The 26,333-nt window shown below is 69.5% G+C and carries 19 protein-coding genes, 4 tRNA genes and 8 pseudogenes; 18 read left to right on the forward strand and 13 right to left on the reverse strand.

Annotated elements, in window-relative coordinates:
- Nucleotide 1: 1 nt before the first annotated feature.
- From QQK29_RS14070 to QQK29_RS14080, 3 genes and pseudogenes are all read right to left on the reverse strand, one after another.
- Entirely contained in the window at nt 2-1,177 is a 1,176-nt protein-coding gene (locus QQK29_RS14070) for a thiolase family protein (RefSeq protein ID WP_284301981.1), read from the reverse strand.
- Nucleotides 1,178-1,321: 144 nt separating this feature from the next.
- Nucleotides 1,322-2,656, reverse strand: a complete 1,335-nt coding sequence (locus tag QQK29_RS14075) for an HRDC domain-containing protein (protein ID WP_284301184.1) — start codon at nt 2,654-2,656, stop codon at nt 1,322-1,324.
- Nucleotides 2,547-3,136 (reverse strand): annotated as a pseudogene (locus tag QQK29_RS14080) (DUF3000 domain-containing protein). The gene QQK29_RS14075 and the pseudogene QQK29_RS14080 overlap by 110 nt, the downstream one beginning before the upstream one ends.
- Nucleotides 3,137-3,250: 114 nt before the next feature.
- Between QQK29_RS14080 and QQK29_RS14085 the strand changes: the two are divergent.
- The gene (locus QQK29_RS14085) at nt 3,251-4,090 is read left to right on the forward strand and encodes an alpha/beta hydrolase family protein (RefSeq protein WP_284301186.1); all 840 of its coding nucleotides are present in this window, start codon (nt 3,251-3,253) and stop codon (nt 4,088-4,090) included.
- Between the two features lie 23 nt (nt 4,091-4,113).
- Complete coding sequence (locus QQK29_RS14090; RefSeq protein ID WP_284301188.1) at nt 4,114-4,422, forward strand: alpha/beta hydrolase family protein; 309 nt, start codon at nt 4,114-4,116, stop codon at nt 4,420-4,422.
- Here QQK29_RS14090 and QQK29_RS14095 read toward each other — a convergent pair.
- The 3 genes and pseudogenes from QQK29_RS14095 to QQK29_RS14105 form a co-directional block, all read right to left on the reverse strand.
- Nucleotides 4,389-5,117 (reverse strand): dihydrofolate reductase family protein, encoded by a 729-nt coding sequence (locus QQK29_RS14095; protein WP_284301190.1) that lies wholly within the window; start codon nt 5,115-5,117, stop codon nt 4,389-4,391. The genes QQK29_RS14090 and QQK29_RS14095 overlap by 34 nt on opposite strands.
- Nucleotides 5,114-5,551, reverse strand: a complete 438-nt coding sequence (locus QQK29_RS14100) for a SufE family protein (RefSeq protein ID WP_284301192.1) — start codon at nt 5,549-5,551, stop codon at nt 5,114-5,116. Before QQK29_RS14100 ends, QQK29_RS14095 begins: the two co-directional genes overlap by 4 nt.
- Nucleotides 5,552-5,578: 27 nt before the next feature.
- Nucleotides 5,579-6,477: pseudogene (locus QQK29_RS14105) on the reverse strand (sulfurtransferase).
- 149 nt (nt 6,478-6,626) lie between these two features.
- Between QQK29_RS14105 and zapE the strand changes: the two are divergent.
- Nucleotides 6,627-7,635 (forward strand): annotated as a pseudogene (gene zapE / locus QQK29_RS14110) (cell division protein ZapE).
- On the opposite strand, the pseudogene QQK29_RS14115 reads toward zapE, so the two are convergent.
- Nucleotides 7,616-8,553 (reverse strand): annotated as a pseudogene (locus QQK29_RS14115) (Na+/H+ antiporter NhaA). The pseudogenes zapE and QQK29_RS14115 sit on opposite strands and share 20 nt — an antisense overlap.
- Before the next feature lie 419 nt (nt 8,554-8,972).
- Between QQK29_RS14115 and QQK29_RS14125 the strand changes: the two are divergent.
- Nucleotides 8,973-10,208 (forward strand): ammonium transporter, encoded by a 1,236-nt coding sequence (locus QQK29_RS14125; protein ID WP_284301195.1) that lies wholly within the window; start codon nt 8,973-8,975, stop codon nt 10,206-10,208.
- 108 nt (nt 10,209-10,316) lie between these two features.
- Complete coding sequence (locus QQK29_RS14130) at nt 10,317-11,321, forward strand: hypothetical protein (protein ID WP_284301197.1); 1,005 nt, start codon at nt 10,317-10,319, stop codon at nt 11,319-11,321.
- Between the two features lie 167 nt (nt 11,322-11,488).
- Here the strand turns inward: QQK29_RS14130 and QQK29_RS14135 are convergent, their stop codons facing one another.
- The 4 genes and pseudogenes from QQK29_RS14135 to QQK29_RS14150 all read right to left on the reverse strand — a co-directional run.
- Complete coding sequence (locus QQK29_RS14135) at nt 11,489-12,220, reverse strand: GOLPH3/VPS74 family protein (protein ID WP_284301200.1); 732 nt, start codon at nt 12,218-12,220, stop codon at nt 11,489-11,491.
- Nucleotides 12,217-12,801, reverse strand: a complete 585-nt coding sequence (locus QQK29_RS14140) for a small multidrug efflux protein (protein ID WP_284301202.1) — start codon at nt 12,799-12,801, stop codon at nt 12,217-12,219. Before QQK29_RS14140 ends, QQK29_RS14135 begins: the two co-directional genes overlap by 4 nt.
- Nucleotides 12,802-12,887: 86 nt before the next feature.
- The gene (locus QQK29_RS14145) at nt 12,888-13,670 is read right to left on the reverse strand and encodes a MerR family transcriptional regulator (RefSeq protein ID WP_284301204.1); all 783 of its coding nucleotides are present in this window, start codon (nt 13,668-13,670) and stop codon (nt 12,888-12,890) included.
- Between the two features lie 81 nt (nt 13,671-13,751).
- Nucleotides 13,752-14,581: pseudogene (locus QQK29_RS14150) on the reverse strand (alpha/beta fold hydrolase); the annotation flags it as partial.
- A gap of 127 nt (nt 14,582-14,708) precedes the next feature.
- On the opposite strand from QQK29_RS14150, the pseudogene QQK29_RS14155 reads away from it, so the two are divergent.
- From QQK29_RS14155 to QQK29_RS14165, 3 genes and pseudogenes are all read left to right on the forward strand, one after another.
- Nucleotides 14,709-15,182, forward strand: a pseudogene (locus QQK29_RS14155) (ATP-binding protein); the annotation flags it as partial.
- Between the two features lie 182 nt (nt 15,183-15,364).
- The gene (locus tag QQK29_RS14160) at nt 15,365-16,171 is read left to right on the forward strand and encodes a hypothetical protein (RefSeq protein WP_284301207.1); all 807 of its coding nucleotides are present in this window, start codon (nt 15,365-15,367) and stop codon (nt 16,169-16,171) included.
- A 446-nt stretch (nt 16,172-16,617) separates the two neighbouring features.
- Nucleotides 16,618-17,508, forward strand: a complete 891-nt coding sequence (locus tag QQK29_RS14165; RefSeq protein WP_284301209.1) for a helix-turn-helix domain-containing protein — start codon at nt 16,618-16,620, stop codon at nt 17,506-17,508.
- 26 nt (nt 17,509-17,534) lie between these two features.
- Here QQK29_RS14165 and QQK29_RS14170 read toward each other — a convergent pair.
- A tRNA-Val gene (locus tag QQK29_RS14170) sits at nt 17,535-17,610 on the reverse strand.
- A 136-nt stretch (nt 17,611-17,746) separates the two neighbouring features.
- Here QQK29_RS14170 and QQK29_RS14175 point away from each other — a divergent pair.
- From QQK29_RS14175 to QQK29_RS14220, 10 genes and pseudogenes are all read left to right on the forward strand, one after another.
- Nucleotides 17,747-17,818 (forward strand) — tRNA-Gly (locus tag QQK29_RS14175).
- A 55-nt stretch (nt 17,819-17,873) separates the two neighbouring features.
- Nucleotides 17,874-17,944: transfer RNA gene (locus QQK29_RS14180), tRNA-Cys, on the forward strand.
- Between the two features lie 29 nt (nt 17,945-17,973).
- A tRNA-Val gene (locus tag QQK29_RS14185) sits at nt 17,974-18,045 on the forward strand.
- A 93-nt stretch (nt 18,046-18,138) separates the two neighbouring features.
- Entirely contained in the window at nt 18,139-18,819 is a 681-nt protein-coding gene (locus QQK29_RS14190) for a DUF805 domain-containing protein (RefSeq protein WP_284301211.1), read from the forward strand.
- A gap of 66 nt (nt 18,820-18,885) precedes the next feature.
- Nucleotides 18,886-19,173 (forward strand): hypothetical protein, encoded by a 288-nt coding sequence (locus QQK29_RS14195; protein WP_284301214.1) that lies wholly within the window; start codon nt 18,886-18,888, stop codon nt 19,171-19,173.
- Nucleotides 19,174-19,183: 10 nt separating this feature from the next.
- Nucleotides 19,184-21,138: pseudogene (gene thrS / locus QQK29_RS14200) on the forward strand (threonine--tRNA ligase).
- Nucleotides 21,139-21,548: 410 nt separating this feature from the next.
- Nucleotides 21,549-23,324, forward strand: a complete 1,776-nt coding sequence (locus QQK29_RS14205; RefSeq protein ID WP_284301982.1) for a S8 family serine peptidase — start codon at nt 21,549-21,551, stop codon at nt 23,322-23,324.
- Nucleotides 23,234-24,460 (forward strand): S8 family serine peptidase, encoded by a 1,227-nt coding sequence (locus tag QQK29_RS14210; RefSeq protein WP_284301216.1) that lies wholly within the window; start codon nt 23,234-23,236, stop codon nt 24,458-24,460. Before QQK29_RS14205 ends, QQK29_RS14210 begins: the two co-directional genes overlap by 91 nt.
- Complete coding sequence (locus tag QQK29_RS14215) at nt 24,394-24,729, forward strand: hypothetical protein (protein WP_284301218.1); 336 nt, start codon at nt 24,394-24,396, stop codon at nt 24,727-24,729. Before QQK29_RS14210 ends, QQK29_RS14215 begins: the two co-directional genes overlap by 67 nt.
- Before the next feature lie 67 nt (nt 24,730-24,796).
- Nucleotides 24,797-25,360 (forward strand): HIT family protein, encoded by a 564-nt coding sequence (locus QQK29_RS14220; protein ID WP_284301220.1) that lies wholly within the window; start codon nt 24,797-24,799, stop codon nt 25,358-25,360.
- Between the two features lie 46 nt (nt 25,361-25,406).
- Here the strand turns inward: QQK29_RS14220 and pdxY are convergent.
- Nucleotides 25,407-26,257, reverse strand: a pseudogene (gene pdxY / locus QQK29_RS14225) (pyridoxal kinase PdxY).
- Nucleotides 26,258-26,333 lie beyond the last annotated feature (76 nt).

A 26,333-nucleotide genomic window follows, 5' to 3' on the forward strand; every position in this document is an offset into this window, starting at 1 on the left:
CTTACTTCCCTCCCCGGTAGTGCGGGTTCTCCCAGATGACGCTGCCGCCCTGGCCGAGACCGACGCACATCGCGGTGAGTCCGTAGCGCACCTCCGGGTGCTCCTCGAACTGGCGTGCGAGTTGGATCATGAGGCGCACGCCCGAGGATGCGAGCGGGTGGCCGATCGCGATCGCGCCGCCCCACATGTTCACGCGCGGGTCGTCGTCGTCGATGCCGAAGTGGTCGAGGAACGACAGCACCTGCACGGCGAAGGCCTCGTTGAGCTCGAAGAGGCCGATGTCGTCGATCGAGAGGCCGGCCTTGCGCAGCGCCTTCTCGGTGGAGGGGATCGGGCCGATGCCCATGACCTCCGGCTCGACGCCGGCGAACGCGAACGACACCATCCGCATCTTGACGGGCAGTCCGAACTCGCGTGCGGCATCCGCACTCGCGATGAGCGACACCGTGGCGCCGTCGGTGAGCGGCGAGGCGTTGCCCGCTGTCACGCGACCGTGGGGCCGGAACGGGGTCTTGAGCCCCGCGAGCACCTCCATCGTCGTGCCGGGGCGCATGCCCTCGTCTTCGGTTGCGAGGCCCCACCCGGCCTCCGACTTGATCGCCACCGGAACGAGGTCGGGCTGGATCTTGCCCGCCTCGTAGGCGGCTGCCACCTTCTGCTGGCTGCGCATCGCGAAGCGGTCGCTGCGCTCCTTGGTGAGCTGCGGGAAGCGGTCGTGCAGGCGCTCCGCCGTATTGCCCATGTTGAGCGAGTCGGGCGAGACGAGCTTCTCGGCGAGGAACCGCGGGTTCGGGTCGGCGTTGAAGCCCATGGGGTGACGCCCCATGTGCTCGACGCCTCCCGCGATGCCGATGTCGTAGGCGCCGAAGGCGATCGCTCCCGCGATCGTCGTGACGCTCGTCATGGCGCCCGCGCACATCCGATCGATCGCGTAGCCGGGCACCGAGAGCGGCAGGCCCGCGAGGATCGCCGAGGTGCGGCCGAGCGTGAGCCCCTGGTCGCCCTGCTGCGTCGTCGCTGCGATGGCGACATCGTCGATGCGGTCCTTGGGCAGGTCGGGGTTGCGCTCGAGCAGACCGATCATCGCCTTCACGATGAGGTCGTCAGCGCGGGTGTTCCAGTACTGGCCCTTCTCGCCGGCGCGTCCGAACGGGGTGCGAACCCCGTCCACGAACACGACGTCGGAGTGAGCTGCGGGCGTTTGGGCCACGATGCCTCCACATATCCGGGGGACGGATGCGGGCGCGTTCGCGCACATCCGGTGTCTGTCTCGATCCTAGGCAGGGGGTGCCGGGGCGCTCGAATCGTTCGACGGAAGCTACTACGCCTCGGCGGAGTCGCCCGTGGGCGCTTGGCGCGCCTCCACAAACGCCTCGGCGATGAGGTCCGCGAGCTCCTCGATCTGCCAGGGCCGTGCGCCGAGCTCGGCGATGGCGGCGCCGATGGTCGCGGCGTTCACTTCGGCGGGCGGTGCCCAGGCGACGCGACGCAGGGTGTCGGGGGTCAGCACGTTCTCCAGGGGGATGGCGAGTTGCTCGGCGCGAGCGGTGACGGCCGCGCGGGCACGCTTGAGCCGACGGTCGGCCTCGGGGTTCTTGTCGGCCCACAGTCGAGGTGCCGGCACGCCATCCCCCGTTCCCCGCATGTTGGGCGGCTCGGTGTCGGCGAGGCCCGCTTCGACGGCCGCCCACCAGCGATCGAGCTCGCGGCGACTCGCGCGTCCCGTGAAATCCTTGAGCGCGGCGAGCTCGCGCTTGCTCGCCGGCTGCGCTTTGGCTGCGGCGACGAGCGAGAGATCGGGCACGAGCCGGCCCGGCGCGACGTCGAGCTCCTGCGCGAGTTGGTCGCGCGCCGTCCACAGCGCACGCGCGATCGCGAGCTGCCGCGGCGATCGCAGAGCGTGCATGCCCGAGAGTCGGCGCCACGGCTCGTGGCGCACCGCGGTCTCGCGATCGAGCACGGCGGCGAACTCCTGCCGGGCGATGTCGGCTTTGCCGCCGGCCTCGAGCAGCTCGGAGATCCTGTCGCGCAGATCCGGAAGGAGTTCGACGTCGAGAGCGGCGTAGACGAGCCAGCCCTGGGGGAGTGGACGCGTCGACCAGTCGGCCGCAGAGTGCGCCTTGGCGAGGTGGATGCCGAGCAGCTCCTCGACGACCGTTGCGAGCCCGACGCGCGGCAACCCCGCGAGCCGGGCGCCGAGCTCGGTGTCGAAGATGCGTGCCGGATCGAGGCCGACCTCGCGCAGACACGCGAGGTCCTGGCTCGCGGCGTGCAGAATCCACTCCTCGTCTGCCATCACTTCGGCGAGCTCGTGGAAGTCGCCGATCGCGGGAGGGTCGAACAGGAACGCCCCTGATCCGCGCCGGAACACCTGGATGAGGTAGGCGCGCTGCGAGTACCGGAATCCGGAGGCGCGTTCGGCATCGACGGCGAACGGCCCCTCCCCGCGGGAGAGCGCCTGGACCGCCTCGAGGTACTCCGCGCGCGTGTCGATGACGCGCACCTCCGGGTGCTCCGCATCCGCTGTCGCGATCGGTGGTGTCGCTTCAGTCACGCGTGGCCCGTCGGTGAGAGAGCGAGACGGCGTCGGATGACGGCGGCAGTCCCGCAAGCATGCAGAGGAGGTCGCACCAGGCTTCGACCTGCGCCCCGACATCCGGCCCGGCGGGCGACCAGGACGCACGCAACTCGAGTTGCGCGGAGTCGCCCTGCCCGGCGAGTTCGCCGAATCCGGTGGAGAGCACCTTGGTTGCGGTGCCGGAGGGGCGGAGTACTGCGCTCCGCGGGCGTCGAGGGCGTCGATGAGCCATGACCAGGTGACCTCGGCGATGAACGGGTCCACGCCGATCTCGGCCTCGAGCGGTGCCTGGGCGAAAGCGACCACGCGGAAGGGGCCGTCCCAGGCATCGGGCTCCTCCGGGTCGTAGAGCAGCACGAAACGCCCGGTGCCGAGCACCGAATCGATACCGTGCTCCGTCGGCCGCACATCCGCCGCAAGCGCGATCGCGTAGGGCGCGAGGCCCGTGGGAGCGGCGATCTCCACGACCTCCATCTCCGACCGCGGTCGCGCAGCCCGCACCGCGGCAACGGCGCGCGCGAACGGCGCAGGAGCGGGATCGGACTCGGGGGTGGTCACGAGTGAAGCCTAGGATTCTCGCGGAGGGCCGCGGCGGTGCCACGCCGTCGCCGGAACGGAGGTCGTCGTGTCGCGTCGCGAAACCCGGAGGCGTTCACCACTCGCGTCCCTGCTGTGGGGCTCGCCGGCGCGGGAGCCGTCGTGGGCATCGGCCTCGCGGCGATCAGTGCCGTGGTCGCTCGCACGGTCGTGATCCCGCCCTCGCGGCGGGAGGACGACATCCGGATCCTGCGGTACGACGCGCACGCGCGCACCGTGACCCTCGCGGCGACGCCTGACTCCACCCTGCCGGGCGACTACAGCTTCTGGTTCTCGGGCGACAGCGGGCATGCGCGCATCGGGGAGATTATCGAGGCGGATCGCGTCGGTGTCACGCGCGAGGTGCTCGCTGTGGACTTCGGCGACCTGGAACGCGCGCGACGCGGGCGCTTCAGCGGTTGGTTCTGGCTCACGCCGCGTGACCTCGGGGTGCCGTACGAGAACGTCGCGATCACGACGCCATTGGGGGCCGCGCCGGCGTGGTTCGTACCGGCCGAGGCCGACGCCGACCGTTGGGTGATCCAGGTGCACGGCCGCGCCGTGCGTCGCGCCGAGACCCTGCGCGGCGTGGCCCCGTTCCGGGCCGCGGGCTACCACTCGCTGCTGATCTCGTACCGCAACGACGGCGAGGCCCCGCGCAGCGCCGACTACCGATATGCCCTCGGTGATCGCGAATGGGTCGACGTGGATGCGGCGATGGCCTACGCGATCGCGCGGGGCGCGCGCGAGATCGTGCTCATGGGGTGGTCGATGGGCGGTGCGACTGTGCTGCAGGCCCTCACCCGCTCGCCGCGGGCCGCGCTCGTGACGGGCGTCGTACTCGATTCGCCCGTCGTGGACTGGATCGTGACTCTCGACTTCCAGGCCCGGATGCGGCGTCTGCCGGGCATCGTGCGCTGGGGGTCTACGCCCTGATCCGATCGCGGTGGGGTCGCATCGTGACGGGGCTCGCCGAGCCCCTCGATCTCGAGCGGATGGATTTCGTCTCACGGGCGGCGGAGCTCGACCGCCCCATCCTGTTGCTGCACAGCGTCGACGACGGCTTCGTGCCGGCCACCGCGTCGATCGCCCTCGCGGATGCGCGCCCCGACATCGTGACCTTCGAGGAGTTCACCGTGGCGCGCCACACCAAGCTGTGGAACTACGACCGCACGCGCTGGGAGGATGCGATCCGCAACTGGCTTGCCGCGATCGAGACCGCTCCGCGTGTGCCTCAGGAGTCGGCGGGCAGCAGCCAGCGGGCGTAGAGTCCGCCCGCATCGTCGATGAGCAGCCCGGCGAGTTCGGCGGGTACCGCCGGATGCGGCGCGTCACCGAGCACCGGGAGCCCTCCGCCCGTCAGGCGGGGACTCGTGGACAGGCACAACTCGCCGACGAGTCGCTCGGCGATGAGCGCGGCCGCGAGCGAGGGGCCGCCCTCGGCCACGATGCGGGGCGCGCCGTGCTCGGCGAGGGCGGCGACGGCGTCGGCGAGGCCGGCGCGTCCCTCGGCGTCGGCGGTCAGCGGGATGAACCGATGCGGTGCGCCGAGCGTGCTCGCCACCCGGTCACGCGCGGCGGCGGGGCCGAGCACGAGGATCTTGTCGGCATCCGTCACCTCGCCGAGTTCGGTAGAACCCAGCTCGCCGCTCGCCGTGAGCACGGCCAGCCGGGCGGTGCGCGGCACGAGGTAGCCCTCGCGGCGCAGGGTTGCGGCACCGATCAGCACGACGTCGCTTTCGGCCCGGATCGCCCCGAGCACGGCTCGATCGGCCCGGCTGGAGAGGGATTCGGAGGTGCCGTCGTCGCCGCGGGCGCTTCCGTCGATACTCGCCACCAGGTTGAGACGGATGCCGGCGGCGGCCGGGTCGCGCCGGTACAGCTCGCGCAGGCGTTCGCGCGTGCCCGGCTCGCCGACGACGATCGGCGTGCCCGGCTCGGGGTGCACCGGGCGCAGGATCACGCGGCCGACTTCTCGCGTACCTGGCGCTGCGTACGGCCGAGCAACCCCGACATCCCGCGGATGCGTAGCGGGCTGACGGCCTCCGTGAGCCCGATCGTGAGGGGGTAGTCGCTCGGTACTGCGAGCACCTGCTCGACGGTCAACCCGGCAAGCCCCTGCACGAGGATCGAGGCGAACCCGCGTGTCGTGGGAGCCTCAGGAGGCGCCGTGGCATGCAGGTGCACGATGCCCGCGTCGTCGATCTCCACGAAGATGTACACCGGCGACTGGCATTCCTCGACGCGTTCGAGCAGGTCGGGGTGGTCGGCGTAGCGGGCGGGCAGCTCGGGCAGTTCGCGCGAGAACTCGAGCAGGAGCTGCAGGCGGTCCTGTTGCTCCAGCGCGAGGAAGTCGTCGCGGATCTCGGCGAGCTTCTCCGGAAGTGCGGTGCTCACGCCGTCACCTCCTGCGACGGCCGTCGCTCAGCGGGCCGGAACGGCGCCCGGCTCCGCGCCCTTGACGATGGGAACGCGCACGGCGCTGCCCCACTCGGTCCAGGACCCGTCATAGTTCCGCACTCCCTCGAAGCCGAGAAGATGGGTGAGCACGAACCAGGTGTGGCTCGAGCGCTCGCCGATCCGGCAATAGGCGATCACGTTATCACCGTCGTTCAGGCCGGCGCCGTCGCGGTAGATGGCGTCGAGCTCGGCCTTCGACTTGAAGGAGCCGTCCTCGGCGACGGCCTTGCCCCACGGCACGTTCCGGGCGCTCGGGATGTGGCCCGCGCGCAGCGTTCCTCCTCGGGATACGCGGGTGCGGTGGTGCGGTCGCCCACATACTCCTCGGGCGAGCGCACGTCGACGAGAGGGTTGCCGAAGTGGGCCAGCACGTCCTCCTTGAAGGCGCGCACCGCCGCGTCGTCACGCTCGACGACGGGATACTCGACGGGCTCCCGCACGGGAACCTCGGTCGTGTACGGGCGACCCTCGGCCTCCCACTTGGCGCGGCCGCCGTCGAGCAGCCGTACATCCTCGTGGCCGAAGAGCGTGAAGACCCAGAGGGCGTACGCGGCCCACCAGTTGTTCTTGTCGCCGTAGATGACGATCGTGTCGTCGCGAGAGATGCCACGGCCGCCGAGCAGCTTCGCGAAGCCCTCGCCGTCGAGGTAGTCGCGCTCGACCGGGTCGTTGAGGTCGGTGTGCCAATCGATCTTGACGGCGCCCTCGATGTGACCCGTCTCGTACAGCAGCACGTCCTCGTCGGACTCGACCACCACGAGACCCGGCTGCCCGAGGTGTTCCGCGAGCCATTCCGTGCTCACCAGTCGCTCGGGGTGAGCGAAGGCGGAGAAAGCGGGATTCGGGTCGGGCGCGACGGCCATGGGGTTGTCTCCTTGCGGGTAGGATTTCTGTTATCCAGGGTAGGCACTCGCCACCCGGGCCGCAGGCACGTCGTAAGAGTTCGACACAGACCTCCGAGTACTGCAGCGGCCGTATTCCCGCCCGCCGCAGGCAGCCCCGGAAGGCCTTCATGTCGCAGCAGTCCGCCGCGTCGCTCCTCGACCGTGCACCGCAGATGTCGGGCGCCGAGATGGCGGCCTCGCTCGAGCCGCCGCGGCAGTTCGCCGAGGCCAGTCTCGAGAGCTACCGGCCCGATCCGGACTTCCTCGCAGGCGGAGGCGGTCGAGAAGGTACGGGCATTCGCGGATGCCATGCGCGGCGGCGGAGGCGGAGGTCGGGGCCTGTTCGGTCGCCGCAAGGCGCCCGAGGCGAAGCCCGGCATCTATCTCGACGGCGGCTTCGGCGTCGGCAAGACCCATCTCCTCGCGGCCCTGTGGCACGTGGCCCCCGGTCGCAAGTACTTCGGCACCTTCATCGAGTACACCGCACTCGTCGGCGCCCTCGGTTACGCGCAGGCGACCCAACTGCTGCGCGGGGCCTCCTCGTGGCGATCGACGAGTTCGAGCTCGACGACCCCGGCGACACGATGATGATGAGCCGTCTGCTGGGCGAGCTCGCCGCGGGGGTACCCGCATCGCCGCGACCTCGAACACGCCACCCAACGCCCTCGGCGAGGGCGCTTCGCGGCCGCCGATTTCCTGCGCGAGATCCAGGCTCTTGCCGATCGTTTCGACATCGTGCGGATCGACGGACTCGACTATCGCCGGCGCGAGATCGAGGGTCACGCGATCACGACGGACGAGGAGCGGTTGCCCGAGGCCCTCTCGACACTCGCGGGCACGACGACCCTCGACGACTTCGACGCGCTTCTGGCGCACCTCGGGCGCGTGCATCCCTCGCGGTACGTGCGGATGGTGGAGGGGCTCGCGGGCGTCGGCCTGCGGGGCGTGCACACTCTCGTCGACCAGACGGACGCGTTGCGTCTCGTGGCCTTCGTCGACCGGCTGTACGACGAGCAGGTGCGCGTTCTCGCCTCCGGAACACCGCTCGACGAGGTGTTCGGAGCGGAGATGATGGCGGGCGGCTATCGCAAGAAGTATCAGCGGGCCGTGTCGCGCCTCATCGCGCTGACGAACTGAGGCGCGCCCTCCGCGCCACGAGGCCGGTGGTGACGCCGCCGAGCACGAGAGCCACGAGGGAACCGCCGAGCACGCCGAGGGTCGCGGATGCCACGAGTTCGGCATTCCCGCGGAACGCGAGTTCGGCCATGAGGAGCGAAATCGTGAAGCCCACGCCGCCCAGGGTGGCGACGACGAGCACTTCGCGCAGCGGCAGGGACGCCGCTCGTTCGCTTGCGGGCATCATCCCCCGCGCGAGGGTCGCCCCGAGCGTGATCCCCACGAGCTTGCCGACGGGAAGGGCGACCAGCACGCCCCACAGCACGGGTGAGATGCCGCCCTCCTTGATGTGCGGGACGACGACCATCGACGCGCTGAGCGCGAAGAGCGGCAGTACCGCTCCGTTGACCCAGGGCTCGAGGGCGTGGCGCACCCTGCCGGCGGGCCGCGAGGCATAGACGAGGCCGAGGGCGACGCCCGCGATGGTCGCGTGCACGCCGGAACTCAGCACGAGCACCCAGACCGTGACGCCCAGCAGCACGAGGAGCACGCCCCGCGTCGCGGCATTCGGGCGCCGGCGCGCGCTGAGCCACCCGAAGGCGGCGATGAGGGGCACCGCGATGAGCAGCGGCACCGGCTGCAGCTCGCGCGTGAAGAACGCCGCGATGATCGCGATCGCGATGAGGTCGTCGAGCACGGCGAGTGCGAGCAGGAACGCCCGGACCCGCCGGGGAGTCCGCGGCCGAGCAGCGCGAGCACACCGAGCGCGAAGGCGATGTCGGTGGCGGTCGGGATGGGCCAACCGACGTTCTCGGCCGGGTCATGCACGATCGCGAGATAGACGAGCGCGGGCACGACCACGCCGCCGGTCGCGGCGACGGCGGGGGCGAGGGCCTTGCGAGCGGTGTCGAGCTCCCCGTGGGTCAGTTCGTGTCGCAATTCGATCGCAGCGACGAGGAAGAACAGCGCGAGCAGCCCATCCGCGATCCAGTGCCCGGGGAGAGGTCGAACACCGGGACACCCGTATCGCCGTGCCCATCACGGAATGCGATGACCGCCGCTCCGATGGGCGAATTGGCGATGACGAGGCCCGCAGCGGCGGCCCCCGCCAAGAGGATCGCGGCGACACGTTCGGAGCGGAGGAACTGCACCCGTCCACTCTTCCATGCGAGGGCGCAGGCGATTGGCGGTGAAGCGCCAGCCCGCGGAAACGTGATGTTTACCTGTACGGCCCCGCCGTAACAATCGCGAAACCTGAGGCGTGCGGGCACGAAACGTGCCCCTTCCAAACTTGCCGCGTACCCGAGGACCGGGCGGTGCCCCATCCGGCGGTCCGATGCAACGAGAGAGGTAGCACCATGGATAGCGGCAACTTCGCGTGGGCGATCGCGGCGACAGCACTCGTGCTGTTCATGACGCCCGGCGTCGCCTTCTTCTACGGCGGTCTGGTCAAGGCCAAGAGCGTCGTGAGCATGATGATGATGAGCTTCGGCGCCCTCGGGCTCGTGAGCGTGCTGTGGATTCTCTACGGCTTCAACATGTCGGCCATCGGCGACGGCAGCCCGTTCTTGGCGGGCAACCCGTTCTCCGACTTCGGCCTGCAGTCGCTGTCGACCTCCGAGGGCGGCAGTGCGGCGCTCGTCGGAGCGACCTTCGGAGCGACCTTCGCGATCATCACCGTCGCGCTCATCTCGGGCGCCATCGCGGATCGCGCCAAGTTCGGCTCGTGGCTCATCTTCGCGGGTCTCTTCGCGACCCTCGTGTACTTCCCGGTCTCGGCCTGGGTGTGGGGTGGCGGATGGATCATGCAGCTCGGTGAGTGGTGGGGTACACCCGGCGTGATCGACTACGCGGGTGGCACGGCCGTGCACATCAACGCGGGCGCCGCGGCCCTCGCTCTCGCGCTCGTGCTGGGCAAGCGGGTCGGCTTCGCCAAGGGCATCCAGAAGCCGCACAACGTGCCGCTCACGCTGCTCGGCGCCTCGATCCTGTGGTTCGGCTGGTTCGGCTTCAACGCGGGCGCGGAGGGCACCTTCGGACTCCTCGGCCCCGAGAACACCTCGGCCGGCCTCATCGTCGTGAACACGCTCGGGGCGACCGCCGCGGCCATCATCGGCTGGCTCGTGGTCGAGAAGTTCAAGGACGGCAAGCCGACCTCGGTCGGTGCCGCCTCCGGCGCCGTCGCGGGTCTCGTCGCGATCACCCCCTCGTGCGCGAACCTCAGCCCGCTGTGGGCGCTCGTGCTCGGCCTCGTCGCCGGTGCGGTCTGCGCGATCTCGGTCGAGCTCAAGTTCAAGCTCGGCTTCGACGACTCCCTCGACGTCGTCGGCATCCACCTCGTCGGCGGCCTCATCGGCACGATCTACCTCGGCTTCTTCGCCACCGGCACCGGTCTCTTCACCGGCGGTGACGCGGGGCAGCTGCTCGTGCAGGTCGTCGCGGCGCTCGGGGTGCTCGTCTACTCCTTCGTCGTCGCGTACGTCATCGGGTTCGTGATCGAGAAGACGATCGGCTTCCGCATCAAGAACGAGGACGAGCTCGCCGGCGTCGACACCGTCGTGCACGGCGAGGAAGGCTACGTGCTCGCCGACTGACGCACGTGACCGCCTGACGCACGGGGCGCCGTCTCCTCACGGGGGCGGCGCCCCTATCGTTGTGCTGTCGGGCCGATTCGGCTCGCGAGGTCGCCACCCGGAGGCGTCATGCCCGAACTGCTGCTGTTCGCCGCGCTCTGTTGCGCAGTGATGACGGCTGCGCTCATGTGGATGCTGCGGCCGCCAGGACCCGCGGAGGCGATCATCCGCGCGTGCGCGGCCGCGGCGGGTGCGGCCTCCGTGTCGGTCGCGATCGGGGTCGCGACGGACGCGGACACCGCGGCGTTCTTCCTCGCCTCGGCCTTCGCTGCCGCTCCCGTGAGCGTGCTGCTTGGGGCTGCGGCCCAAGAGGCCCGCCCGGGGCGCCGCGGGGTCGCGTGGGCGCTCGTGCTCACCTGGAGCCTCGTGGTGTTCCCGGTGTGCGCCGTCGTGCCGCCCCTCATCTTCGGCATGTGCGCGGAGAGCGAATGCCGCGTGGAGGACTTCGGAGGGGGACTGGCGCTGCTGGTGTCGTCTGCCGCATCCGTCTTGCTCGCCTGGCGGGCGCCGGGCGGTGTGGCCCGTGAGAGTTGGACCCGGTTCGCGCTGCCCGTGCTCCTCGTGTGGATCGCGGGTGCCCTCTGGCTCGCGAGCCTCGAGGGTGTGATCGATGCCTACACCTGGCGGATCCTGCTGGCCGCGTTGGCAGCGCCGCTTGCCGGTGCGGTCGCCTGGACGCTCGTCGACGTGCTGCGGCGATCCGATCGGCATCCGCTGCGCTCGGCCGCGGACGGGCTGCTCGCCGGTCTCGTGGCGATCGTGCCGGGAGCAGCGGGCATCTCGTTCCCGTGGACGCTCGTCGTCGGCGCGCTCGCCGGCGCGGCGGCGGCCCTTGTCTACGGACTGCGACGACTGGCCACCGCGGGTCGTGCGGGGCACTGGGCTCTCGTGGTGCTCACGTCGACCGCGGTCGGGTACCTCGCGCCCGCCGTTGCCGGCGACTCGATCGGGTTTGTGTTCTCGGGACGTATCGCTGCCCTGGCGCCGCCGGTGCTGGCCTTCCTCGCTGTCGGTGCGCTGGGCGTGCTCGCGAGCGTGCCCAGCTGGGTGATCGGCGCGCGGCGAGGCTCATAGTTGCCGGCGCACCGAGGCCCTCAACGAGGCACTCGGAGTACGGCACCCGCTCGCGTGATATCGACAGTCGGCTCTGGGGTAGGACGGCCGACACGGCAACGCGCGAGTGCGACGAGGCACCCCATCCGCTCGATGGGGTGCCTCGTCGGACTCGATGCTGGTTGCATCTAGCGCGATCGTGAGGGGCCGTTCGCGTAGATGACGCTGTTGATGATCGTCACGGTGAGCGTCCGGGCCACCGCGTGCCCTGCGGCCGCCGCACCCCACTCGCCCGCGGTGAGCTCCTCAGCGCGCGTGATCACGCGGGAGGACCACGGGATCACCGGATCGAACTGCGGGAGGGTGCCGCTGGCGTAGAGGAGGGCGGCAAGTGAGGCCACGCGAGGCGACGCCTCGACGCCGTCGACGAGGACGGCGCGCACCTCGGCCAGGAGCTCGTCGCGCCGACCTCTCGCGCCCTCGACGAGCGACGAGGTGGGAATCATGCCGAGCAGCTTGCGGCGCACTCGGCGGATGTCTCCGCGCGCGATGAGGCGTTCGAGCACTGGCTCCCGCAGCGTCGGCCCGACCGCCGCGAGGACGCTCTGCAGACCTCGCGGCTTGCCGTCGACGTAGTCCCAGGCCCGGCGAAGGAGCGCGTCGTTCGGGCGTGTGCCCTCGCGCGCCTCGACGATTGGCGCGCCGATCATCGACCTCGCGGTACTCACGAGATCCTCCAGACCGAGTTCCGCGAGCACGGCGCCCGCGAGCACGTAGTAGAGCGTGCCCTCCCCGGCGATGCTGCCGCTCTCGGGCTGGAAGAGGAGGAGCATGAGATCCTCGGCGACGATCGGCTCGCCGGTGATGGGGTCGTCCGCGGCCTGGCCTGAATGGCGCGGCCCGCCCGTGGCGTCGTTCATACTGCGAAGACGAGCATGAGCGCGAGCCACGCCGAGACCGTGGCGACGGTCGTCCAGGCGAGGATAGAGATCGCGTGCCACAGCAGCACCCAGGTGCGGGGCGAACCGCCCGCGACGAGGATCGCCGACGTGACCTGGCTCGGCAGTGCCAGGGGACCCAGGAGGCTCGCTCCAGGGACTCCGTAGCGCACGAACCACTTCTTGAAGCGCTGGCGTCCTTTGGAGACGGGCTTGGCTGAGGTGGCCGCGTCGAAGGCCGCAGCGCGTTCTTCATCCTCGAAGGCTCCCCGTCCAGCGGCGCCCACTGCCACGACAGCCCGATTTCTGGAGCGATTGACCACGGCGGTGCGTGCCCGCGACGTGAGCACGACAACGAGGAAGACGGAGAGGAAGTTCCCCGCAGCTCCTGCGACGGCGGCGACCATCGGGTTGATGCCGCTGATGATACCGATCACGGCGGCGACATCTCCTTCGACGGTCGGGATGGCGCCGGCGAGAGCGAGGATGAGGGGCTGGATGAAATCGGGCACCTGGGCGACGAGTTCTTGGAGACCGTTGATGAGGTCCTGGACGAGATTCATGATGTGGTGCTTCCTTTCGTGTGGTGCTGCGCCCTCGAGCCGTTCTCGTGGGCGACGCCAGTAGAGACCGTGTTCTCGGAACAGGGTCAAGTCGATGACGTCTCCGTCGTCTCGGACGGAGGGCCACCCGGCCGGGGCGTCGTGTGAGCGATGTCCTGCGCGAGGACAGCGGCGCGCGCCAGCACGTCGAGCTGGGCGGGGGTGTAGAACTCGACCATCGCCTCGACGAAGGTGCGTCGGGTCATCCCGACGCCACCCGCGAGATGCGCAGCGGGGTCGACGAGCCAGGGATACTCGATGAGGTTCCGCGCCAGGGTGGGGGACAGACGTTCGGCGAGTCGGCGGCGGGCGTTCTCGTCGGCATCGGGCGGCAGCTCGGCGAGCTCCGTCCCGAGCGCGTCGGCCTCGGCGTCCGCCTCGACCATGCGCCGGAGGTCTCTCAGTGCGCTCGCGTCGTAGAGGCGCGCGGAGAGGTGGATGAGCGCGCTGTCGGGCTCGGAGAGGTGAGCGGCGACCGACGCGAAGCCTGCTGGAGCGTCGGCGGGAGCGTTGTCATGGAGCAGTTCCGCGATGTCGGCTCGGGCCCGCGTGAGTTGTGCGATCCGGGCGGTGAGGTCGGCATCGAGGTTCCGCAGCGCTTCAGTCGTTCCGTCAGCGCCTGCGCTCACCTTCGAAACGGTGGCAAGCGGCATGCCGAGTTCGACGAGGCGTCGGATGCGCAGCAGCCGCACCAGGTGCCGCACCTCGTACTCCTTGTAACCATTGGTGCGGCGCTGGGGCTGGTCGAGGAGCCCGAGTCGGTGGTAGTGACGGATTGTGTTGACTGTGGTGCCGGCCAGGGCGGCGAGTGCCCGCGTGCTCCAGCTCATGGGACCCGCCTACACGGCCGCGGGGGCGCTCGCCCACGCGAGTTCACGGACCGTGGCATCGGCCGGGGTTCGCGTCCCCGCGAAGGCGAGCAACGCCTCGTTGACCTCCTCGCTGTGAGTCCACAGGAGGCCGTGCGGTGCTCCCTCGATTTCGAGGTAGCGCGCTTCGGGGAGCGCACGATGAAAGCGCCGTGAGGTGGCGTCGATGGGAAGGATCCTGTCGGCCGTGCCATGCACGATGAGCGTCGGCTTGCCGCTCGCACGGACAGCGTCGACATCCGCGCGAAAGTCCTCGATCCATGCGGGGACGACGGCGTACGCGGCGACGGGCGAACTCGATACCGCCAGATTCCAGTTGGCCGTTACGGCCTCCATGCTCACTCGGGTGCCGAGGAACTCGTCGAAGTTATAGAAGTCGGCGAAGAACCGCGAGAACCAGACGAAGCGGTCGAGGCGGGCGTCGGCCGCGATGGTGTCGAACACCTCTTGCGGCACTCCTGCGGGGTTGTCGTCGCGCGCGACGAGGAAGGGCTCGAGGGAGGCGAGGAAGGCGAGCTTGGCGATTCGGTGGTGCCCGTAGCGCGTGACGTACCGGGCGAGCTCGCCCGTTCCCATCGAGAATCCGACGAGGATGACGTCTCGGAGGTCGAGCGTCGTCAGGAGGGTGTCGAGGTCGGCGGCGAAGGTGTCGTAGTCGTACCCACGTGCGACTTTCGACGAGTCGCCGAAACCGCGGCGGTCATAGGTGATCACTCGGTAGTCGGCCGCGAGCAGTGCGCGGGTCTGGCGTTCCCAACTGTGCCCGTCGAGGGGATAGCCGTGGACCAGTACGACCGCTTGGCCGCTTCCTGATCCTCGTAGTAGAGCTCGACGGGAGTGCTGTTCTCGTGTCCGACGACGATGCGTGCCATGATCTGATTCCCTTCCGGATCGGTGCCGTAACGCTCGCAGGGTTGCGACCGAGTGCGCGTCGGTAGAAGGCACGGTGTTCCGAGAACATCCCTTGCGGTTCTCAGGCCGTGATGTCTGCTCGCGTCGGTGACTCCTACTGAGTTAGGGTGCGGATATCCGCGGGAGGGAGCCATCCTGGGCGACTTGATCGGCAGGCACGTCGAGCGTGAGACGATCGACGCACTGCTCGCCCGAGCGCAGGCGGGATCGAGCGGCGCGTTGGTGGTGCGAGGCGAGGCCGGCATGGGCAAGACAGCCCTCCTGGAGCATGCGTCCGGTGTCGCCGCGCAGTCGGGATTTCTCGTGCAGTCCTCATCCGGGTCGGAGTCGGAGAGCCAATTCGCCTTCGCGGGCCTGCATCAGCTGTGTGGTCCACTACTCGACCGGGGCGCGCCGCTTCCGGATCCGCAACGGCTCGCGCTGGCCGTGGCACTCGGCGAACAGGGAGGTGATAGTCCGGATCGCTTCCTCGTCGGTCTCGCGACGCTCAACCTGCTCGCCGAGGTTGCCGAGGCGAGCCCGATCCTGTGCGTCGTGGACGACGTGCAGTGGCTCGACGAGGCATCCGCACAGGTGTTCGCGTTCGTTGCGCGACGGATCTCGGCCGAACGCATCGCTTTCGTCTTCGCCTTGCGCGAGCACGCCCCGGGTGAGCTGGCGCCCGTGGCGTCGGCGCTGGGGGAATGCCCGAGCTGCACCTCCGAGGGTTGTCAGATCACGACGCGCGTAGCCTCCTCGAGTCTGTGCTCGTCACGCCGCTCGATCACCGCGTGCTCGAACGCGTCGTCGCGGAGGCCTGCGGCAACCCCATGGCGTTGTTGGAACTGCCGCTCAGCGCACGGTCGGCGCACTTGGCCGGAGGTTTCGAACTGCCCGCGGTGATCGATGTGCCCCGGCGTGTCGAGGAGAGTTTTCGGCAGCGTTCGACCGAGTTGCCCGCGGATACCCGGTTGCTGATCCTGGTGGCGGCCGCCGAGCCGACCGGCGATGCGGAGCTGTTCTGGCGTGCGGCGTCTCATGCGGGGATCGCTGCCGACGCTGTCGGCCCCGCTGAGGATGCCGGATTGCTCGAGGTCGGCACCTCCGTCAGGTTTCGGCATCCGCTGGTGCGCTCAGCGATCTATCGAAGTGCGAGCCCGCCGGATCGGCGCCGCGCGCACGCCCTGCTCGCAGCGGTGACCGACCCGACGATCGATCCGGACCGTCGTGCGTGGCATCGTGCCCGAGCGGTGCTGGGCAGGGACGAGGACGCCGCGGCGGATCTGGAACGTTCTGCCGGACGCGCGCGGTCACGTGGTGGTCTCGCCGCGTCCGCGGCCTTCATGGGGCATGCGGCGCGGTTGACGCCGGATCCCGCCATGCGAGCGGCTCGGGCGCTGGACGCCGCGTTCGCGGCGAACGAGTCCGGCGCTTCGGAGGCGGCGTCGCAATTGCTGACGCTCGCAAAGAGGGACCGCTCGACGCGCATCAGAGCGCACGCGTGGATCTGTTGCGTGCGCGCATGGCATTCGAGAACGCGCGGGCTGGCGAGGGCCTGGAGAAGCTGCTGAGCGCGGCTCGTGGCCTTGCAGAGTCGAATCCGGCTCTTTCTCGCGAGACCTATCTTGAGGCGCTCGATGCGGCCATCGTGACCGGCGGAGTCGGCACGGGGCCCCGCCTGCGTGATGTCGCCGAAGCGGCGTGCGCGGCACCCCGGGCGGGCGGCGGGCAGGCACCGACGGATCTTCTGCTCGATGGACTGATGACGACGTTCACGGAGGGCTACGGGGTCGGCGCGCCTGTGCTTCGCCGCGCTCTGCAGAGCTTCGTCGCTGAGTCGGGAGCGGATCCCGCTGGTTCTGCGAGCATTCGCCGCTGGGGGTGGCTTGCGAGCCGAACGGCGATGGCGGTGTTCGACGACGAGCTGGTGCACACCCTCACCGACCGACACGTGAGCTCGGCGCGCGGCGCGGGCGACCTGGCCACCTTACCCTCGGCGCTCCTGGTGAAGTCGGTGATGTCGGTGCTCGGCGGTGAGTTCACTGAGGCGGCAGGGCACGCGGAGGTCGCGGCAGCCACCCGCACGGTTCCCATGTTGCACGCGCAACTGATCCTCGCGGCCTGGCGTGGGCAGGCGGAGAGGACCCAGGAGATCCGTTCGACGATGATGCGAGAGTCCGCCGGGCGTGGAAGCAACACGGAGATCGCGCTCACGCAGTACGCCATGGCGGTGCTTTACAACGGGCTGGGGCAGTACGCGGCGGCGCGTGTGGCCGCGACGGCCGCGTTCGAGTCGATCGAGCTGACCCAGAGCAACCTCGCCCACTCAGAGCTGGTGGAGGCCGCGTGCCGTTCCGGTGAGCCACAGCGCGCCGTTCATGCGCTCGACGAACTCATCGCGCGTGCCCACGCGAGCGGTACGGGATGGGGTCTCGGCTTGGCGGCAGTTTCGCAGGCGCTGATGACCGACGGGCCCGAGGCCGAGCGGCACTACCGGGAGTCGATCGAGCAGCTCGGACGGTCGCGCACGGGGGCGCTGCTCGCCCGCAGTCGGCTCCTCTACGGTGAGTGGCTGCGCCGCGAAGGTCGTCGACAGGATGCTCGCGAGCAGTTGCGCACTGCCCACGAGCAGTTCTCTCAGATGGGCGCGGAAGCGTTCGCGGAACGCGCCGCGCGGGAGCTGCGCGCGACAGGAGAGCATCCGCGGGTTCGCGTCTCACCGGCGACAGACGCCCTTACCGCGCACGAGCTTCACATCGCACGGATGGTGGCCGGAGGTGCGACGTCCCGGGAGATCGGCGCTCAACTGTTCCTCAGCCCGCGGACGATCGAGGCACACCTGCGTAACATCTTCCAGAAGCTCGGAATCAACTCGCGTCGACAGCTCCGCGATCTCTCGTTGACGTGACGTACGCCGCGAGCGGGGGCGGTGGATGGTGGGCGATACCAGACTCGAACTGATGACCTCTTCCGTGTGAAGGAAGCGCGCTACCAACTGCGCCAATCGCCCGCGACGACCATCCTGCCACACTCGCGGGGCTGTTCCCGCACGTCGAAAATCGGATGTCACACAGCTGTGTTTCGGTTTTGTGCTCGCGCCCGGATCGGCTACAGTCGAACACGCGCCGCCGAACGGTGGAGCAAATGCGGATGTGGCGCAGTGGTAGCGCATCACCTTGCCAAGGTGAGGGTCGCGAGTTCGAATCTCGTCATCCGCTCGAGTTAGGAGTCTCACGGTCCGCTGTACTAACCAAGTGCAGTGACCGCACACCTGGTGGCGTGGCCGAGAGGCGAGGCAGCGGCCTGCAAAGCCGTCCACACGGGTTCGAATCCCGTCGCCACCTCACTCGGCAAACTGAATAGCCTCACGTAGGCGCGATTGGCGCAGCGGTAGCGCGCTTCCCTGACACGGAAGAGGTCACTGGTTCGATCCCAGTATCGCGCACAGCATCATCCCAACCACGAAAGCCCCCGCCTGACGGGGGCATTTCTTTGCCCTGAAACCGTCGCATCCGGGGCGTGCCCTACGCTCGGAGCCATGACCGACCCCTCGAGTCCCATGGTGCCGGCCGGCTGGTATCCCGATCACGATGTTCCCGGCGGACAGCGCTGGTGGAGCGGCATCGAGTGGACGGAATACCGCACGCCTCCCGCGGCTGCCCCGCAGTACGTCGCTCCGCAATACGCCTACGCGCCGGCTGCGACTCAGATCGCGTTGCCTCCGGATGCGTGGCCCTACGTCGGGCAGGCGGCGCCCGTCGGCACCGCGGTGCCGTTGTGGGCTCCGCTCTACGGAGCCACGATGAGGCAGGCGTGGACGCGGTTCTGGCGCAAGTACGCCGACTTCTCCGGGCGTGCCTCGCGGTCGGAGTTCTGGCTGGCCTACCTGTGGTTCGTCATCATGATCTTCGGTTCGTACTTCGCCTTCGCCCTGCTGTTCGCCGTGCTGGGCGGTATCGGCTCGGCGATCGACGGCTCCAACGGGAGCAGCGCTGCCCTCGGCATCGGCGCGGGCGTCTTCGGCTTGCTCTGGCTCGGCGCCTACATCGCGGCCGTGATCCCGATGATCTCGGTGACGGTGAGACGGCTGCATGACGCCGGCTACGCGGGCTACTACTTCTTCATGGGCTTCATCCCTCTCGTCGGCGGGATCCTGCTGCTCGTGTACCTCGTGACGGAGTCGCGACCGCAGGGTGCCGTGTACGACCTGCCCCGCTGACTTCCGATCGCCGGTCTCCGTCTTCCGGGGGAACCGTGACAGTTCGGATCGACGTAGCCTCGAGCGATGAGTGCGAACGAGCCGCGACCTCCCGCGAACCGTCGTCCGGGCGGGGGTCTCACCGCCTACCTGGCCATCGGCATCGGGGCCGGCGTCGCGATCGGGGTCGCCCTGGAGAACATCGGCCTCGGCATCGGGATCGGCATTGCGCTCGGCATCGCGCTCGGCAGCGCGGCCGAGGCATCGAACAGGCGGGCAAGCGGGGGTCGCGAGCTCAGCGATCACGGAAGCGCCGATGACCGAGGCGCCGATGACGGACGCACCGGCGACGGAGAGCCCCTCGCCCGCCGCTAAAGTAAGCAGAATGAGCGCGCAGACCGGATTCGACCTGTTTCCCGACCGCGCCGTCATCGCGATTCGCGTGAACGGCCAGCTGATGGACAAGGCGGCGACGGTCACGGAGACCGACACGGTCGAGCCTGTCGATGTCGAGTCGCCCGACGGTCTGAACATCCTGCGCCACTCCACGGCTCACGTGCTCGCCCAGGCCGTGCAGCGCATCAACCCCGAGGCGAAGCTCGGTATCGGGCCGCCGGTGCAGGACGGCTTCTACTACGACTTCGACATCGCCGAGCACTTCTCGCCCGACGACCTCGGCGCGATCTCCAAGGAGATGGATCGCATCATCCGTGCGGGCCAGCGTTTCGTACGCCGCGTCGTGAGCGACGACCAGGCACGTGCCGAACTCGCCGCCGAGCCGTACAAGCTCGAGCTCATCGGGCTCAAGGGCGGAGCGGAGTCGGGAACAGACGGAGAGAGCGTCGAGGTCGGGGCCGGCGAGCTCACGATCTACGACAACGTCGACCGCGACGGCAACGTCGTCTGGAAGGACCTCTGCCGTGGCCCGCACGTGCCCAACACGGGCGCACTCGGCCAGTTCAAGCTCATGCGCGTCGCCGCCGCCTACTGGCGGGGCTCGGAGAAGAACCCGCAGCTTCAGCGTATCTACGGCACGGCCTGGCCCAGCAAGGCGGAACTGCGCGCCTACCTCGAACGCCTCGGGGAGGCGGCCAAGCGCGACCACCGCAAGCTCGGCAAGGAGCTCGACCTGTTCTCCTTCCCCGACGAGATCGGCTCGGGGCTGTCGGTGTGGCATCCGCGTGGGGGAGTCGTGCGGATGGAGATGGAGCAGCACGCACGTCGTCGGCACGTCGAGGCGGGCTACACCTACGTGTACACGCCGCACATCGCGAAGGAGGATCTCTTCCTCCAGTCGAACCACCTCGTCACCTACAAGGAGGGCATGTTCCCGCCCATCGTGATGGACGAGGAGCGTGACGAGAACGGCGAGATCACCAAGCAGGGCCACGACTACTACCTCAAGCCCATGAACTGCCCGATGCACATCCTGATCTACAAGGAGCGCGCGCGCAGTTACCGTGACCTGCCCATGCGACTCGCGGAGAACGGCACCGTGTACCGCAACGAGCTCTCCGGGGCGCTGCACGGCCTCACGCGGGTGCGCGGCTTCACCCAGGACGACTCGCATCTGTTCGTGACCCCCGAGCAGCTCGAGCCCGAGGCCACCAAGGTGCTCGAGTTCGTGATCTCGATGCTGCGCGACTTCGGCCTCGATGACTTCGAGCTCGAGCTGTCGATGCGCGACGACGAGAAGTCGAAGTGGATCGGCTCCGACGAGTTCTGGGAGTACTCCACGAACGCCCTGCGCAACGTGGCGAAGGCCTCCGGCCTCAAGCTCACCGAGATGCCGGGCGAGGCGGCCTTCTACGGCCCCAAGATCGACCTGAAGACCCGGGATGCGATCGGCCGCACCTGGCAGCTCTCGACCGTGCAGGTCGACCCCAACCTGCCCGAGCGTTTCGAGCTCGAGTACACCGACCGTGATGGGCAGAAGAAGCAGCCCATCATGATCCATCGCGCCCTCTTCGGTTCGATCGAGCGCTTCTTCGCGATCCTGCTCGAGCACTACGCCGGCGCCTTCCCGGCGTGGCTCTCGCCCGTGCAGGTGGTCGGCGTTCCCGTCGCCGAGGAGTTCGTCGACTACCTGGGCGGCATCATCGACCGGCTGCGCGCCGAGGGGTGCGCGCCGAGCTCGACGTGAGCGACGAGCGGATGCAGAAGAAGATCCGCACGCACACCCTCATGAAGGTGCCCTTCCAGCTGATCGCCGGCGCGCAGGATCGCGACGCCGGAACGGTGAGCTTCCGCTTCCGCGACGGGCGTCAAGACAACGGCATCCCGGTCGACGAGGCCGTGCGCCGCATCCGCGAGGCGATCGACACCCACGCTCAGGTGTAGCGCAGCTTTCTTGCGTCGGCCCGCACGATCCTTGTGCGTGCCCCGCCTGATTCGCAGGAATTGCTGTAGCGCGCGCGTCTGCGGGGCGGCTACGTTACCGACCAGGCGTCGCATAGACCACTAGGTCTACCCGTGAACAGGGGGCGTGGCGCCGGATACCGCACCACCACTCGCGGAAGGGAAGCCATGCGCTCTCGTCGATCTGTGCTCGTGTCCGCTGGCGCCGCTCTGGCGCTCGTCCTGGGGGCGATCGCAGCCCCGCGTACGCGGCCGACCCGCCACAGGACTTCACCGGGGGCGCCGTCAGTCCGGAAGGGCCCCCGCAGGAGGGTGCCCGCACCAAGACGGGGCAGCTCGCCGAGAGCGACGCCGCGCTGCTCGCGCGCGCCGACGGCGAGGTCGTGCCGGTGATGGTGAAGGTCGATGTCGATCCGGTCGCCTCGTACACCGGCGACGTCGACGGCTACCGCGCGACGAGCCCCGAGGTCACGGGCAAGAAGCTCTCGCTCTCCGACGCCGCCGTTACGAGGTACCTCGACTACGTGAAGGGCGTCATCGCCGAGACACAGGCGGCCATCACGGCAGCGGTCCCGTCGGCCCGGCCGATGGAGACCTACGCGGTCGCCTACGGAGGGCTCGCGATGACGGTGAAGGCACGGGATGCCAAGGCCGTTCTCGCGGTCGACGGCGTCGCCGCGGTGCAGGAGAACTCGCTGCGCCACCTGCCGGCGTCGGCGAGCGACGCGCTCACGGCGTCGGCATCCGCGGTCACCGCTCAGGGCGCAGCGCTCACCGGCGACGGCGGCGGCACGCTCGACAACGACGCGAGCACGTTCATCGGCGCGGATGCCGTGTGGCCCTCGCTCGGCGGCCGCGACAAGGCCGGCGCCGGGGTGATCGTCGGTGTCATCGACACCGGGATCTGGCCCGAGCACCCGATGCTCGCCGACAACGGCCTCGCGGCGCCGGCTGGCGGCCCGTGGGCGTGCGAGTTCGGTGAGGGCGGCGACGACGACTTCGCGTGCAACGACAAGCTCGTGGGGGCGTACGCCTTCCTCGACACCTACACGGCCCTCAACGCCGTCGGCGAGGAGGACTTCTGCTCTGCGTCCGGATGCTCGGCTCGTGACTCCGACGGGCACGGCACGCACACCGCGACGACCGCGGCGGGCGACTATGTGACCAACGCGCCGATCTTCGGCGTCGACCGAGGGCCGGTAAGCGGCATCGCCCCCGGGGCTTCGGTGATCGCCTACCGCGCGCTCGGCCCGCAGGGCGGCTACACCTCCGACCTGCTCGCAGCCGTGCAGCAGGCGATCGTCGACGGCGTCGACGTGATCAACTACTCCGTCAGTGGCTCGGCATCGGCCTACACCGACGCCGTCGAGCTCGCCTTCCTCGACGCGTACGCCGCGGGAATCGCGGTCAACGCCTCCGCGGGCAACGACGGCCCGGGAGCGTCCACCGCCAACCACGCGGGCCCGTGGGTCACGACGGTGGCGGCGTCGACCTTCGATCGGCAGTTCGCATCCACCCTCACTCTCACGGCAGCGGATGGCGAGAGCTACTCCAAGGGCGGCGCGACGCTCACGCAGGGCGTCACCGACGTGACCGTCGTGCTCGCGGCGTCGGTTCCCGGCTACACGGGTGGCGCACTCTGCCTCGAGCCCTTCCCGGCGGGATCGGTCGAAGGCCAGGTCGTGGTGTGCGCCCGCGGCGAGAACGGCCGTGTCGAGAAGGGCTACAACGCCCTGCAGGGTGGGGCAGCGGGCATGATCCTCTACAACCCCACGGCGAGCGACGTCGAGACCGACAACCACTTCCTCCCGGCGATCCACCTCGAGGGGCCGAACGACGAACTGCTCGCGTTCCTGACGGCGCATGCCGACGTCACCGCGAGCTGGGAGGCCGGCCAGTCCACGGCCGCCCAGCCGGATGTGATGGCCGGGTTCAGCTCGCGCGGCCCGATCGGGGAGTTCATCAAGCCCGACATCACCGCGCCCGGTGTGCAGATCCTCGCGGGGCACACGCCCGCGTCGACGGATCTCGCGACGGGGCCCCAGGGGAGCTCTTCCAGGCGATCGCGGGAACGTCGATGTCGTCGCCGCACGCGGCGGGCGTCTCCGCCCTCCTTGTGGCGGCGCATCCCGAGTGGACGCCGGGGCAGATCAAGTCGGCGCTCATGACCTCGTCGGTTCAGAGTGTCGTGAACCCGGACGGCACGCCGGCCGGTGTGTTCGATCGGGGTGCGGGCAGCATCCGCGCCGACCGGGCGGTCGCGCCGACCGTCACGATCAGCGAGACGGCGGAGGACTTCGCCGCCGGCGCCGCCGACCCGCTCAGCCGGCTCGACCTCAACATCCCCAGCATCCTCGTGGATCCGCTCCCAGGGGCCGCGATCGTGAAGCGCACCATCACCAACGTGAGCGGCAAGACCCAGAGCTTCTCGGTGTCGTCGTCGTTCGCGGATGGCGTGCGGGCGTTCGTCACGCCCTCGCACTTCACGCTTCCCGCGGGGAAGTCGAAGACGATCACGATCGTGCTGAGCGGGATCAGCGCGGAGAACGGCTGGCACGAGGGGCAGCTGACCATCAGCCCGACCCGCGGGAAGGCGCTGCCTGCGGTAGTCCCGGTCGCGGTCAACGTGGGTGAGGCGTCGATCGCTCTCGCGCAGTCGTGCGCACCGACCGAGATCAAGCGCGGGGCCACCTCGACATGCACCGTGACGGCCTCGAGTTCGCTGCCGGTCGACGTGCAGGCGACGATCGACGTCGTCGCGAGTCCGATCCTCAAGGTCACGAAGGTGACGGCACCCGCCACCAAGCGGGCGCTCGGCGCGAGCTGGAAGGGCACGCTCACGGCGGCGCTTCCGCCGACCGTCGACGCGGTGACCGGAGTGGACCCGTCTGAGGTCGTCAGCGGCTACCTGCCGCTCGCGGACTTCGGCATCGCGCCGGTCGCGGGCATGGGAGACGAGAGCATCGTCAACTTCACGGTGCCGGCCTTCACCTACGGCGGCGAGGTCTACGACCGCATCGGCGTGGTGTCGAACGGCTACGTCGTGGTCGGCGGCGGTGGCGCGGCCGATGTCGAGTACGAGCCGCCGGCATCCTTCCCCGACCCGGCGACGCCGAACAATGTGATCGCGCCGTTCTGGACCGACCTCAACCCGGCAGCGGGCGGGGAGATCCGGGTCGGTTCGCTCAGCGACGGCGTGAGCGACTACCTCGTGGTGGAGTGGACCGACGTGCCCTCGTGGAGCGGGGAGAGAACACCTTCCAGGTCTGGATCCAGCTCGGCGCCACCGAGAACAACTGGATGACCTATGGCGGGGAGCTCACACCCGACGCGGCGGTCGGTTCGCTCGTCGGCGCGGAGAACCGCGACGGCACGAGCGGTGTCACGGTGACCGATGTCGACACCGACCTGGCCTACGTCGTGCAGACGAGCCCGCCGACGGCGGGTGGCGCGGTGACCTTCGACTACACGATCAAGGGTCTGCTGCACGGCACGTGGTCGACCTCGGCGACGCTGAGGTCGGATGCGATCAACACGATCCCGATCGAGGTGACCAAGATCCGGGTTCGTTGAGGGCCGCAGTCACGCGGGGCGCGTCGATCGGCGCGCCCCGCGTGGCATGCGAGATAACCTGGCGGGGATGACACGCGACTACGACGGCACCGAGTATCCCGACGCGGAGTCCTCGAGCGCGTTCGCGGGCGTACCAGACGGATTCGCCCGGCTCTGGACGCCCCACCGGATCGCCTACATCGAGCAGGGCGGCGCCGCCCCGGGCGACGCATGCGTCTTCTGCACCGCCCCGACTCTCCCCGACGAACAGGCGCTCATCGTGCATCGCGGGGTGAAGGCCTACGCGCTGCTCAACCTGTTCCCTTACAACAGCGGTCACCTGCTGGTCGTGCCGTACCGGCACATCGCGCTCTACGACGAAGCGGATGCCGAGGAGGTCGCCGAGATCGGCGCGATCACGCAGACCGCGATGCGCGTCATCCGGCAGACCTCGCACGCGGATGGCTTCAACCTGGGCATGAACCAGGGTGCGATCGCGGGTGCGGGCATCGCCGCGCATCTGCACCAGCACGTCGTGCCTCGCTGGGCGACGGATGCGAACTTCTTCCCCATCGTCGCCCGCACCAAGGCGCTGCCGAAGCTCCTCGGCGAAGCCCGGCAGGAGATCGCCGACGCCTGGCCGCGCCCCTAGGAGGCTGAGGAGCGGCGGCCGCAGGACGACGCGTCTCGAAGCCCGGCTACCGCAGCTGCCGCACCGCGAACTGCATCCGGGGGTGCGCGTAGTACTCCTGCGACTCCACGAGCTGCAGTTCACGCGCCGCTGCCTCGTGCGTCGTGCGCAGCAGGTCCCACACGCTCGAGGTGGTACGCGCGAGCGCCTCGGCGGCGTTCCGCGTCGCGAGGTAGTGCGCGGTGAACAGGGCGGCCGTCACATCGCCCGAGCCGTTGGCCTTGAGGGGAGCAGCGGCGTCTGCACGATCCAGGCGCCCGCGGCGTCGACGACCATCATCTCGATGGTGTCCGGCTCGCGATCGGGGCGCTCGACGCTCGTCACGAGCACGGTGCCGGGTCCCATGGCGCGCGCGGCGTCGGCGGAGGCGAGCGTCGACTCGATCGTGTCGGGCTCGGTCTCGGTGAGGAAACCCAGCTCGAACTGGTTCGGGGTGATGAGGTCGGCCACCGGAACCACGCGCTCACGCAGCAGCACCGGGATCGCGGGCGCGACGAAGCATCCGGATTTCGCATTGCCCATGACGGGGTCGCATGCGTAGACGGCGTGCGGGTTGGCGGCCTTCACGCGCGTCACGGCGTCGATGATGACGTCGCCGATACCCTCCGAGCCCTGATACCCCGAGAGCACCGCGTCGAGCTGGGGGAAGACGCCGCGCTCCTCGACGCCCGTGATGACCTCCCGAACGTCGTCGGGCGAGATGAGCGGCCCGCGCCAGGCGCCGTAGCCGGTGTGGTTGGAGAAGGTGACGGTGTACACCGGCAGCACCTCCACCCCGATGCGCTGGAGCGGGAAGACGGCGGCGGAGTTGCCGACGTGTCCGTAGGCGACGGCCGACTGGATCGAGAGGATCTTCACCCGCTCGATCATGCCACCGCCCGATGGGTGGCTCAGCCCGAAGGGTACGGCGGCCGGAGGCATGCGTCGCGGAATA

Origin of the sequence: Homoserinibacter gongjuensis (assembly GCF_030161875.1) — a bacterium.
In the GTDB taxonomy this organism is placed as follows: domain Bacteria; phylum Actinomycetota; class Actinomycetes; order Actinomycetales; family Microbacteriaceae; genus Homoserinibacter; species Homoserinibacter gongjuensis.

Bases quoted from the DNA above. Each gene is read 5' to 3' on its own strand.
- QQK29_RS14145 (WP_284301204.1), bottom strand. From the start codon at position 13,670: ATGAGCTGGAGCACGCGGGCACTCGCCGCCCTGGCCGGCACCACAGTC.
- QQK29_RS14125 (WP_284301195.1), top strand. From the start codon at position 8,973: ATGGATAGCGGCAACTTCGCGTGGGCGATCGCGGCGACAGCACTCGTG.
- QQK29_RS14220 (WP_284301220.1), top strand. From the start codon at position 24,797: ATGACACGCGACTACGACGGCACCGAGTATCCCGACGCGGAGTCCTCG.
- QQK29_RS14130 (WP_284301197.1), top strand. From the start codon at position 10,317: ATGCCCGAACTGCTGCTGTTCGCCGCGCTCTGTTGCGCAGTGATGACG.
- QQK29_RS14075 (WP_284301184.1), bottom strand. From the start codon at position 2,656: ATGTCGGGGCGCAGGTCGAAGCCTGGTGCGACCTCCTCTGCATGCTTG.
- QQK29_RS14135 (WP_284301200.1), bottom strand. From the start codon at position 12,220: ATGAACGACGCCACGGGCGGGCCGCGCCATTCAGGCCAGGCCGCGGAC.
- QQK29_RS14140 (WP_284301202.1), bottom strand. From the start codon at position 12,801: ATGAATCTCGTCCAGGACCTCATCAACGGTCTCCAAGAACTCGTCGCC.
- QQK29_RS14195 (WP_284301214.1), top strand. From the start codon at position 18,886: ATGAGTGCGAACGAGCCGCGACCTCCCGCGAACCGTCGTCCGGGCGGG.
- QQK29_RS14210 (WP_284301216.1), top strand. From the start codon at position 23,234: ATGTCGTCGCCGCACGCGGCGGGCGTCTCCGCCCTCCTTGTGGCGGCG.
- QQK29_RS14190 (WP_284301211.1), top strand. From the start codon at position 18,139: ATGACCGACCCCTCGAGTCCCATGGTGCCGGCCGGCTGGTATCCCGAT.
- QQK29_RS14205 (WP_284301982.1), top strand. From the start codon at position 21,549: ATGGTGAAGGTCGATGTCGATCCGGTCGCCTCGTACACCGGCGACGTC.
- QQK29_RS14165 (WP_284301209.1), top strand. From the start codon at position 16,618: ATGTCGGTGCTCGGCGGTGAGTTCACTGAGGCGGCAGGGCACGCGGAG.